This window comes from Geodermatophilus sp. SYSU D01186, from assembly GCF_054050215.1.
In genome coordinates, this window is sequence record NZ_JBJGYW010000064.1 from 1 (window position 1) to 10,769 (window position 10,769).

A 10,769-nucleotide genomic window follows, 5' to 3' on the forward strand; every position below is an offset into this window, starting at 1 on the left:
AACAAAAGGTTGGGGTCTGTCTGGGTCGAGTCGGGCTGAACCGCGGCCCCCCCCCCCAGGGGGGCCCGGGGGGGCCCCCCCCCCCGGGGGCCGCCCCCACCTCCCAGCACCTGCCGACGAGGAGGCCCCGTGCGTGCCCTGCAGATCACCGGCTGGCAGAGCGACCCCGAGTTCCGCGACCTCGAACCACCACGGCCCGGGCCCGGCGAGGTGCTGGTCCGGGTCGGCGGCGCCGGGGTGTGCCACTCCGACCTGCACGTGTTGCACGAGTTCCCGCCGGGCGCGATGCCCTGGCAGCTGCCGTTCACCCTCGGCCACGAGAACGCCGGCTGGATCGCCGGGACCGGCCCCGGCGTGCGCGGCCCGGAGCAGGGCCAACCGGTCGCCGTGTACGGCGCGTGGGGCTGCGGGGTCTGCCGCTCCTGCGCAGCGGGCGCCGAGAACTACTGCCGCGCCCCCGGTGGCGGCTCCGCGGTCGGCGGGCTGGGCGCCGACGGCGGCATGGCCGAGTACCTCCTGGTGCCCTCCGCCCGGCACCTCGTCCCGCTGCCCGACGGGCTCGAACCCCGCACCGCGGCCCCGCTGACCGACGCCGGGCTCACGCCCTACCACGCGATCGCCCGGGTCGCGGACCTCCTCGGACCGGGCTCCACGGCGGTGGTCGTGGGCGCCGGCGGGCTGGGCAACCTGGCCGTGCAGGTCCTGCGGGCCACCACGGGGGCCACCGTGGTCGCGGTCGACCCCCGGGCGGAGTCGCGGGAGCTGGCCCGCGCCCGGGGCGCCCACGCCGTCCTCGACAGCGACGCCGACACCGCCGCGGCCATCCGGGATCTCACCGCGGGCACCGGCGCCGACGTCGTCCTCGACATGGTCGGTTCCGACGGCACCCTGGCCCTGGCCGCGTCCGCGGTCGGCATCGACGGGGCGATCGTCGTCGTCGGCATCGCCGGCGGGACGCTGCCGGTCTCGTGGCTGAGGCTGCCGTACGGGATCCGCGTCCTGACGACGTACTGGGGCACCCGGCCGGAGCTGCACGCGGTGCTGGCCCTGGCCGCCCGCGGCGACCTGGTCGCGCAGACCACCGAGTGGCCGCTGAGCCGCGCGCCGGAGGCCTACGCGGCCCTGCGGGCCGGCTCGGTGACCGGCCGGGCGGTCGTCGTCCCGGACGACGCCGCGGCCGGCTGAGCGCGGGCCGCCGCCTCCCGCCGGGCTGGCCGAGCGGGGGCCGCCGCAGCAGACTCCCGGGTGCCACACGGACCGTGCCACCGACCGCCGCGTCGTCCGAGGAGGGCCCCGCCCATGTCCCACACCCCCGCCACCCCCGAGAGCGTCTTCACCTACGGCGCACCCCAGCTCAAGTACGGCCCCGGCGCCTCCGACGAGATCGGCTACGACCTGAGCCTGACCGGGGCGCGGCGCGTGCTGGTCGTCACCGACCCGGGCGTGGCCGCGACCGGTCACCCCCAGCGGGTCGCCGACCAGATGACGCCCTTCGGCATCGAGGCGCGGGTCTTCGACGGCGCCCACGTGGAGCCGACCGACGAGAGCCTCGAGCACGCCGTCGGGTGGGCCCGCGAGCACGGGCCGTGGGACGCGGTCGTCGCCGTGGGCGGCGGGTCGAGCATCGACACCGCCAAGGCGATCAACCTGCTCACCACCAACCCCGGTGAGCTCATGGACTACGTCAACAAGCCGGTCGGCGAGGGCCGGGCGCCGGTCAACCCGCTGCACCCGCTGGTCGCCGTCCCCACGACCACCGGGACCGGCGCGGAGAGCACCACGATCTGCGTGCTCGACGTCCTGGCGCTCAAGGTGAAGACCGGCATCAGCCACGCCCGGCTGCGCCCGACCATGGCCGTCGTCGACCCGGCGCTGACCCGGACCCAGCCGGCCGGGGTCACCGCCGCGTCGGGCATGGACATCCTCTGCCACGCGCTGGAGAGCTACACCGCGCGCCCGTACACGACCTTCGAGCACAAGCGGCCGGAGGAGCGGGTGCCCTACTGCGGCGCCAACCCGATCGCCGACATGTGGTCGGAGAAGGCGCTCTCGCTGCTGGCCGGGTCCTTCCGCACCGCCGTCCGGCACGGCGAGGACGACGACGCCCGCGCGGCGATGGCCATGGCCGCGACCTTCGCCGGGATGGGGTTCGGCAACGCCGGCGTGCACATCCCGCACGCCAACGCCTACCCGATCGCCGGCCGCGTCAAGGACTTCCACCCCAAGGACTACCCGGCCGACGAGCCGATGGTCCCGCACGGGATGTCGGTGGCCCTCACCGCGCCCGAGGCCTTCCGGTTCACCTTCGACGCCGACCCCGAGCGGCACCTGCGCGCCGCCCGGCTGCTGGACCCCCGCGCCGAGCAGACCGACGACCCGGCGGAGTTCCTGCCCACGGTGCTGACCGCCCTCATGCGCGACATCGACATCCCGGGCGGCATCGGGGCCGTCGGCTACGACGAGGGCGACATCCCCGACCTCGTCGAGGGCACGATGAAGCAGCAGCGCCTGCTGGCCACCGCCCCCAAGGACGTCACGGAGGACGACGTCGCCGGGATCTTCCGCCGCTCGCTGACCCTCTGGTGACCCGCCGCGGCGCCCTGACCTGGTCGTAGGACTCCTGTCCAGGTGCGTCCCGGACCGCCCGGCTGGTCCAGTGGCCGCGGGGGTCGACCGGGGCCACGGGGAGGACGGGCATGGCGACGAGCGCGGGAGGGCCTCCGCGCCCGTTGCTGGGCGTGGCACCGCTCGAGCCGGCCGGTGGCGTCGACACGCTGCTGACCGCCTTCGGGCTGCTGGCCGGGGACCGGCCCGGCCTCTGCCTGGACCTCGTCGGCGGCGGGCCGCTGCGCCGGGCGCTGCAGACCGCCGCCGCCCGGCTGGGCCTGGACGACGCCGTGCGCTTCCGCGGGCCCCTGGCGCCCCCGGCGGTCCGGGCAGCGGTGCACCGCTGCGCCGCGCTGGTCCTCCCGCACCGGGCGCCCTGCGGCCGGGAGTACCCGCCACCGGCGCTGCGGCACGCGCTCGCCAGTGCGCGCCCGGTCGTGGCCACGCCCGCGGGCGCGCCCCCGCTCCTGATCCGGCACGGAGAGACGGGGCTGCTCGTCGCCCCGGACGACCCGACCGCCCTCGCCCTGGCCCTCGCCGGGCTGCTCGACGACCCGGTCCGCGCGGCCGGCATCGGCCTGGCCGGCAGCCGGGCAGTGGGCGTCCTCCCACCGGCCGATGACGGCGGACGGCTGCGCCGCACCTGGCAGCGGGTCACCGGGTGAGGCGCGTGCCCCTCCTCCCGGGCCCCCAGATCGGGGGAGCCGGGCGCCCGGTCCCTTGCGCCGCCACCCCCCGGGATGACACAACTCCCCGACAGGCGGGTGCAGCGTCGACGCGCGAGGGGGACGCCATGGCCACCGGCCCGACGGCGGCGGTCGCCGCACCGCGCCCGACCGGCGACTGGGTCCCGCTGGTGCAGCCCGCGCCCGCCCACCGCCCGGCCCGCACCTCGTCGGTGCGCCGAGTGGTCGGCCGCTTCCTGCTCGCCAACCTGGTGGCGGTGGTCCTGCTGCTCGGCGGCGGCGTCTGGGCCGGCGTCGAGGCGGCCGAGGACGAGGCGCTGGCCGACGCCCGCCACGTGACCGACCTGCTGGCCGCCGTCCTCGTGCAACCCAACGTCGACGACGGCCTGCTCGCCGGCGACCCGCAGACCCTGCAGACGTTCGACGCCCGCATGCGCGACCGGCTGCCCTCCGTCGGCATCGTGCGGGTCAAGATCTGGACGGCGGACGGGCGCATCGTCTACTCCGACGAGCCCCGCCTCGTCGGGCAGACCTACGGGCTGGACGAGGACGACCGGACCGCGCTGCGCGACGGCGTCACGCGGGCCCAGGTCAGCGACCTCACCCGCCCGGAGAACCGGTTCGAGCGCTCCTTCGGCCAACTCCTGGAGGTGTACCGGCACATCGCCGGCCCCGACGGGCAGCCGCTGCTTCTGGAGACCTACTCGGTGTACCAGCAGGCCACCTCCCGGCAGTTCGAGATCTGGTGGGAGTTCGCGCCCATCTCGATGGCCGTGGGGCTCACCCTCCTCGCCGTCCAGCTGCCCCTGGTGCGCCGGATGGTGACCCAGCTGCGGGCCACCCAGCGGGAGCGCGAGCTGCTGCAGGCCCGCGCGCTGGACGCCTCCGCCGAGGAGCGGCGGCGGATCGCGGGGAGCCTGCACGACGGGATCGTCCAGGACGTCTCGGCCTCCGCCCTGCTCGTCGCCCGCGCCGCCGACGAGCTGCGGGGGCCCTCCGCCTGCGGCTGCCCCCACCCGGAGGCGGAGGTGCTGAGCCAGGCCGCCGGCGCGCTGCGGGAGTCGGTGGGCTCCCTGCGCTCCCTGCTGGTGGAGATCCACCCGCCCGACCTCGCCCGCTCCGGCCTGCCCATGGCCCTGGCCGACCTCGCCGGCCGGCTGCGCCCGCGCGGCGTCGACGTCCGGGTGCACGTGGCCGACGACCTGGACCCGCCACCGGCCGCCGCCGCCCTGGTCCTGCGCACCGTCCAGGAGGCGCTGCGCAACGTCGCCAAGCACTCCTCCGCCCGCCGCGTGGACGTGACGGTGGAGGAGCGCGCCGACGCCCTGGTGTGCGAGGTCACCGACGACGGCGTCGGGTTCGAGGCCGCGCCCGACCCGGACGGGCACGGCGGCCGGTTCGGGCTGCGGCTGCTCGCCGACCTCGCCGCCGCCGAGGGCGCCGCCCTGTGGCTGCGCACCGCGCCGGGGTCCGGGACCACCCTGCGCCTGGAGGTGCCACTCCCGTGATCGACGTCCTGGTGGTCGACGACCACGCGCTCATGCGCTCGGGCCTGTCCGGGCTGATCGCCGCGGCCGAGGACATGCAGGTCGTGGGCACCGCCGCCGACGGCGCCGAGGCGGTGGCCGAGGTGGCCCGCCTGCGGCCGCGGGTGGTGCTCATGGACCTGTCCATGCCGGTGATGGACGGCGTCCTGGCCACCCGCCGCATCGTCGAGGAGCACCCCGACGTGGAGGTGCTCGTGCTGACCTCCTTCTCCGACCAGCAGCGGGTGATGGAGGCGCTCGACGCGGGCGCCGGCGGGTACGTCCTCAAGGACACCGAGCCCGCCGACCTGCTGGCCGCCATCCGCTCCACCGCCCAGGGGCACTCGCCGCTGGACCCGCGCGTGGCCCGCACCGTCCTGCACGCCCGGCGCACCCCGCCCCGGACGGCCGAGCTCACCGAGCGGGAGCAGGAGGTCCTCGCGCTGGTCGGCCGCGGCCTGGCCAACAAGCAGATCGCCCGGGCCCTCGGCATCCGGGAGGGCACCGTGAAGGCCCACCTGACCAGCGTGTTCCAGCGGATCGGCGTCCGGGACCGGACCTCGGCGGCCCTCTGGGCGCGCACGCACCTGCCGGAGGACCCCACGAGCCTGGCGCGCTGACCCCCGCTCGCGGCGGCGGACCCGCGGCACCGAGACTGACGGGGTGACTGCGGCCGCTGCTACCGACGCCGACCTGCTCTCCTCGCTGCGCCGGGCCGGCGTCGGCGACGTCGACGACTCCGGCCTCGCCCGGGCCCTGTACTCCTCCGACGGCTCCCTGTACCGCGTGCTCCCGCGCGTGGTGGTGCGGCCCCGCCACCCCGACGAGATCGAGGCCACCCTCGCGGTCTGCCGGGAGACCGGCGTGCCGCTCACCGCACGCGGTGCGGGCACGTCGATCGCCGGCAACGCCGTCGGCCCGGGCGTGGTGGTCGACACCAGCCGGTACCTCTCCCGGGTCCGCGCCATCGACCCCGAGGCCCGGACGGCGACCGTGGACCCCGGCCTCGTCCAGGCCGCCCTGCAGAAGGCCGCCGCGCCGCACGGGCTCCGGTTCGGCCCCGACCCGAGCACCCACAACCGCTGCACGATCGGCGGGATGATCGGCAACAACGCCTGCGGCTCCCGGGCCCTGGGCTACGGCCGCACGTCGGACAACGTCGTCGGCCTCGACGTCGTCACCGGCGGGGGGCAGCGGCTGCGGCTGGGCCCGGGGGGCGATGCCCCGGACGGCGGCGTCCTCACCGACCTGCGGACCCTGGTGGACGGCGAGCTGGCCGCGATCCGCACCGAGCTGGGGCGCTTCGGCCGCCAGGTGTCGGGCTACTCGCTGGAGCACCTGCTGCCCGAGCGCGGCTTCGACGTCGCCAAGGCCCTCGTCGGCAGCGAGGGCACGCTGGCCCTGGTGCTCGGCGCGACCGTGCGGCTGGTGGCCGACGCGCCCTTCCGCGGTCTGGTGGTCCTCGGCTACCCGTCGATGGCCGACGCCGCCGACGCCACCCCCGCCCTGCTCCGGCACGAGCCGACCGCCTGCGAGGGGCTCGACCAGCGGATCGTCCAGCGGCTGCGCGACGTCCCCGCCGCCGTCGTCCCGGAGCTCCCCCGCGGCGACGGCTGGCTGATCGTCGAGCTGACCGGCGACACCGTCGCCGAGATCGAGGCCAAGGCGAAGGGCGTGCTCGGCGACGCCGGGGCGCTGGACTCCCTGGTGGTCACCGACCCGGCGGAGGCCGCGGCGATCTGGCGGATCCGGGAGGACGGCGCGGGCCTGGCCGCCCGCACCTCCGACGGCCGCCCCGCGCACGCCGGCTGGGAGGACGCCGCGGTGCCGGTGGAGCGGCTCGGCGAGTACCTGCGCGGGTTCGAGGAGCTGCTGGGCGCGCACGGCCTGCAGGGGGTCCCCTACGGCCACTTCGGCGACGGCTGCGTGCACGTGCGGATCGACTTCCCGTTGGGGCACGGGCCCGACCGCGGACGGAAGGCCTACCGCGCGTTCGTGACCGACGCCGCCGCGCTGGTCGCCCGCTTCGGCGGCTCGGTCTCCGGCGAGCACGGGGACGGCCGGGCCCGCAGTGAGCTGCTGGCCTCGATGTACTCCCCGCACGTCCTGGGCCTGTTCGAGCGGGTCAAGGCGGTGTTCGACCCCGGCGACGTGCTCAACCCCGGGGTGCTCGTCCGGCCGGCCCGCGTCGAGGACGACATCCGGGTGGCCGCCGCGCCCCGCCAGACCACCGGCCTGGCGCTGGCCTACCGGCACGACGGCGGGGACTTCTCCGCCGCCGTCCACCGCTGCACCGGCGTCGGCAAGTGCCGGGCGGACCTGCAGGCCTCCGGCGGCGTGATGTGCCCGTCGTGGCCGGCGACCCGCGAGGAGAAGGACACCACCCGCGGCCGGGCCCGCGTGCTGCAGGAGATGCTCGCCCCCGGTGGGCCGGTGCGCGACTGGCGCTCCCCCGAGGTGCACGACGCCCTCGACCTGTGCCTGTCGTGCAAGGGCTGCTCGCGGGACTGCCCCACCGGCGTGGACATGGCCTCGTACAAGGCCGAGGTGCTGCACCAGAGCTACCGCCGCCGGGTGCGCCCGCGCTCGCACTACACGCTGGGATGGCTGCCGCGCTGGGCGGACCTCGCCGCCCGGGCCCCGCGCCTGGTCAACGCGGTGATGACCTCCCGCCTCGGCGGCCGGGCCGCCAAGTGGGGGGCCGGCGTGGACCAGCGGCGCAGCCTGCCGGCCTTCGCGCCCCGCACCTTCCGCGCGAGCTGGGCCGACCGGCCGGCGGGCGGTGACGGCCGGCCGGTCGCGCTGTGGGTGGACTCGTTCACCGACCACTTCGCCCCCGAGGTCGCCGAGGCGACGGCCGACGTGCTGACGGCGGCCGGCTACCGCGTCGAGGTGCCGCCGGCCGAGGCGTGCTGCGGGCTCACCTGGATCACCACCGGCCAGCTGGACGGCGCCCGCCGCACGCTGGCCCGCACGGTCGAGCTGCTGGCCCCGCTGGCCGACGCCGGGGTGCCGATCGTCGGCGTCGAGCCGTCCTGCACCGCCGTGCTGCGCGGCGAGGCGCTCGAGCTGGTCGGCGGGTCCGCCGCCGAGCGGGTCGCGGCGGCCACCCGCACCCTGGCCGAGCTGCTGCGGGACACGCCGGACTGGACTCCGCCGTCCCTGGCCGGGATCGAGGTGGTCGCGCAGCCGCACTGCCACCACTCCGCCGTGCTGGGGTGGTCGGCCGACGAGCGGCTGCTGCGCGACGCCGGCGCCGCGGTGCGCCGGGTCGGCGGCTGCTGCGGGCTGGCCGGCAACTGGGGGGTCGAGCGCGGCCACCACGAGGTCTCGGTCGCCATCGCCGAGCACCAGCTGCTGCCCGCCGTCCGGGAGGCCGGCCCGGACGCCGTCGTCCTCGCCGACGGGTTCTCCTGCCGCACCCAGCTCGACGACCTGGCCGGCCGCCGCGCGCTGCACCTGGCGCAGCTGCTCGCCGGACGGTGACCGCGGCGGCGGTCTGCCACGATGCGCCGGTGGACCTCGAGGAGACCCTGCTGCCCGGCGTCGGCGTCCGGTACCAGCTGCAGACCCGCGCCGGTGACCTCCTCGCGATCGTGATCCGCCGCGAGGGGGCGGCCGAGGTCGCCGTCTACGACCGGCGCGACCCCGACCGTGCCCGCAGCGTCCTGCGGCTGGATGCCGAGGAGGTCGACGCCGTCGCCGACGTGCTCGGCGCGCCCCGGCTGACCCAGCGCTTCGCCGACCTGTCCCGCGAGGTGCCCGGGCTGGAGTCCGGCCACTTCCCTATCCCGCCCGGCTCCCCGTTCGCCGACCGGCCGCTCGGGGACACCCGGGCCCGGACGCTCACGGGCTGCTCCGTGGTGGCGATCGTGCGGGACACCGACGTGGTCCCCTCCCCCGGGCCGGCCGACCTGCTGCGGGCCGGCGACGTGCTGGTCGCCATCGGCTCGCAGACCGGCCTGGAGCAGCTGGAGCGGCGCCTGGCCGGCGCGGCCTGAGGCGCGGCCGGCGTGGACCACGTCGCGGCCCTGCTGGTCGAGCTGGGGCTGCTGTTCCTCGGCCTGTCGCTGCTGGGCCTGCTGGCCCGCCGGGTCGGCCTCTCGCCGGTGCCCTTCGTCCTGGTGGCCGCGCTCGCGCTCGGGGACGGCGGCCTGGTGCCGCTGGCCACCGCGCAGCCGTTCATCGAGGCCGCCGCCGAGATCGGCGTGGTGCTGCTCCTGCTCGCCCTCGGCCTGGAGTTCTCCGCCGACGAGCTGTTCTCCTCCCTGCGCCGGCACGGCCCCTCCGGGGCGGTCGACCTGCTGCTCAACGCCCCGCCCGGTTTCGTCGCCGGGCTGCTGCTCGGCCTGCCCTGGCAGGGCGCCCTGGCCCTGGCCGGCGTCACCTGGATCTCCTCGTCGGGGATCGTCGCCCGGCTGCTCGGCGACCTCGGCCGGCTGGCCAACCGCGAGACCCCGTCAGTGCTGTCGGTGCTCGTGCTCGAGGACCTCGCGATGGCGCTGTTCCTGCCCCTGCTGGTCGTCGCGCTGGCCGGCGGCGGACCGGTGTCGGCGGTCGGCGGCGCCGGTCTGGCCGTGGGCGCCGTCGTGCTGGTGCTGCTCGCCGCCCAGCGGCACGGTCAGCGGCTGGGCCGGCTGCTGGCCTCCGCCGACGACGAGCAGGTGCTGCTCCGGCTGGTCGGGCTCACCCTGCTGGTGGCCGGCCTCGCCCAGTCGCTGGGCGCGTCGGCCGCCGTCGGGGCCTTCCTCGTCGGGCTCGCGCTGCCGGCGTCGTTCGCCGAGCGGGCGCGGGCGATCCTCGGCCCGCTGCGCGACCTGTTCGCGGCCACCTTCTTCGTCGCCTTCGGGCTGTCCACGGACCCGGGCGCGGTGCTGCCGGTGCTGCCCGCCGTGCTGGCCCTGGCGGCGGTCACGACGGGGACGAAGCTGGTCACGGGCTGGTTCGCCGCCGGCCGGGACGGCGTGGGCGCGCCCGGGCGGCTGCGCGCGGGGACGGCGCTGGTCGCCCGCGGGGAGTTCTCGATCGTCATCGCCGGCCTGGCTGTCGCGGCGGGCGTGACCGACCTGGGGCCGGTGGCCACCGGCTACGTGCTGGTCCTCGCGGTGCTGGGGCCGGTCCTCACCCGCCTCGTCGAGCCCCGCGACCTGCGGGCCGCGGCCTGATCACGTCGTCCCCCGCCGCAGCGCCGTGATCGCGGGGATCGGTCAGGCGGCGGCGTCGTCCCGTCGGGCGACGGCCGCCGCCACGACGTGGGGGGCCAGCGCGGCCGCGATGACGGCGTAGCCGGCCGAGGAGGGGTGGAAGCGGTCGGCGGAGAACATCGCCGGGTCCGCGGAGAACGCGGTGGCCACGGCGTCCGACACGCCCGCGACCCGCGCGCCCGCGGCCCGGGCGACGGCGGCCTGCTCGCGCTGCAGCTGCGTGGAGGCGGCCTGCACGAGCCCGCGGAACGCCGGGGGCACGAAGGGCACGACCGACATGTCCGGCGCCGGGACGACGACAACGTCGGCCCCGCTCGCGCGGAGGGTGCCCAGAGCCGCCGCCAGGGCGGAGGCCGCCTGCACCGGCGGCACCATGCGGGCGAGGTCGTTGGCACCGACGACCACGACGGCGAGGTCGACCGCCAGCGGCTCGGCGCGGCGGGCCTGCGCGGCGAGGTCGCGCGAGACGGCGCCCGGGACGGCCAGGACGGTCAGGTCGACGTCGAAGCCGGCGTCGCGCAGCGCGTCCGCCAGTCGAGGGCCGAGGGTGTCCTGCACCCGGGCGGCGCCGGAACCGTACGCGAGGGAGTCACCGAGGAGGGCGAGGCGGATCACGCTGTGTGCAACAACAGCAGGTGCTCCGCCATGGGGGGGGGGGGGGGGGGGGGGGGGGGGGCGGGGGGGGGGGGGGGGGGGGGGGGGGGGGGGGGGGGCGGGCTTGGCCGCGTCGCTACCGCGCCGCCCCG

At 77.3% G+C, this 10,769-nt stretch carries 9 protein-coding genes; 8 read left to right on the top strand and 1 reads right to left on the bottom strand.

All coding sequences use genetic code 11. From position 1 onward, the window contains the following. Positions 1-129 precede the first annotated feature (129 nt). The 8 genes from ACI784_RS24820 to ACI784_RS24855 all read left to right on the top strand — a co-directional run bounded on the left by ACI784_RS24820 (position 130) and on the right by ACI784_RS24855 (position 9,984). Positions 130-1,185: an NAD(P)-dependent alcohol dehydrogenase gene (locus tag ACI784_RS24820; protein ID WP_457015291.1), complete on the top strand. Its 1,056-nt coding sequence runs from the start codon at positions 130-132 to the stop codon at positions 1,183-1,185. 114 nt (positions 1,186-1,299) lie between these two features. Then, positions 1,300-2,586, top strand: coding sequence for a hydroxyacid-oxoacid transhydrogenase (locus ACI784_RS24825; RefSeq protein ID WP_456925014.1), 1,287 nt, complete (start codon positions 1,300-1,302; stop codon positions 2,584-2,586). A gap of 152 nt (positions 2,587-2,738) precedes the next feature. Next, positions 2,739-3,272, top strand: a complete 534-nt coding sequence (locus ACI784_RS24830; RefSeq protein ID WP_457015292.1) for a glycosyltransferase — start codon at positions 2,739-2,741, stop codon at positions 3,270-3,272. A gap of 128 nt (positions 3,273-3,400) precedes the next feature. Beyond that, complete coding sequence (locus ACI784_RS24835) at positions 3,401-4,801, top strand: sensor histidine kinase (protein ID WP_457015293.1); 1,401 nt, start codon at positions 3,401-3,403, stop codon at positions 4,799-4,801. Continuing rightward, a complete protein-coding gene (locus ACI784_RS24840; RefSeq protein WP_457015294.1) occupies positions 4,798-5,439 on the top strand; it encodes a response regulator in 642 nt (213 codons plus the stop codon). Before ACI784_RS24835 ends, ACI784_RS24840 begins: the two co-directional genes overlap by 4 nt. A 43-nt stretch (positions 5,440-5,482) precedes the next feature. Next, the gene (locus ACI784_RS24845; protein WP_457015295.1) at positions 5,483-8,305 is read left to right on the top strand and encodes an FAD-binding and (Fe-S)-binding domain-containing protein; all 2,823 of its coding nucleotides are present in this window, start codon (positions 5,483-5,485) and stop codon (positions 8,303-8,305) included. A gap of 29 nt (positions 8,306-8,334) precedes the next feature. Next, positions 8,335-8,820 (top strand): cation:proton antiporter regulatory subunit, encoded by a 486-nt coding sequence (locus ACI784_RS24850; protein ID WP_457015296.1) that lies wholly within the window; start codon positions 8,335-8,337, stop codon positions 8,818-8,820. Positions 8,821-8,832: 12 nt separating this feature from the next. Further along, entirely contained in the window at positions 8,833-9,984 is a 1,152-nt protein-coding gene (locus ACI784_RS24855) for a cation:proton antiporter (RefSeq protein WP_457015297.1), read from the top strand. Positions 9,985-10,026: 42 nt separating this feature from the next. Here the strand turns inward: ACI784_RS24855 and ACI784_RS24860 are convergent, their stop codons facing one another. Beyond that, complete coding sequence (locus ACI784_RS24860; RefSeq protein WP_457015298.1) at positions 10,027-10,638, bottom strand: GDSL-type esterase/lipase family protein; 612 nt, start codon at positions 10,636-10,638, stop codon at positions 10,027-10,029. Positions 10,639-10,769 lie beyond the last annotated feature (131 nt).

Bases quoted from the DNA above. Each gene is read 5' to 3' on its own strand.
- ACI784_RS24825 (WP_456925014.1), top strand. From the start codon at position 1,300: ATGTCCCACACCCCCGCCACCCCCGAGAGCGTCTTCACCTACGGCGCA.
- ACI784_RS24835 (WP_457015293.1), top strand. From the start codon at position 3,401: ATGGCCACCGGCCCGACGGCGGCGGTCGCCGCACCGCGCCCGACCGGC.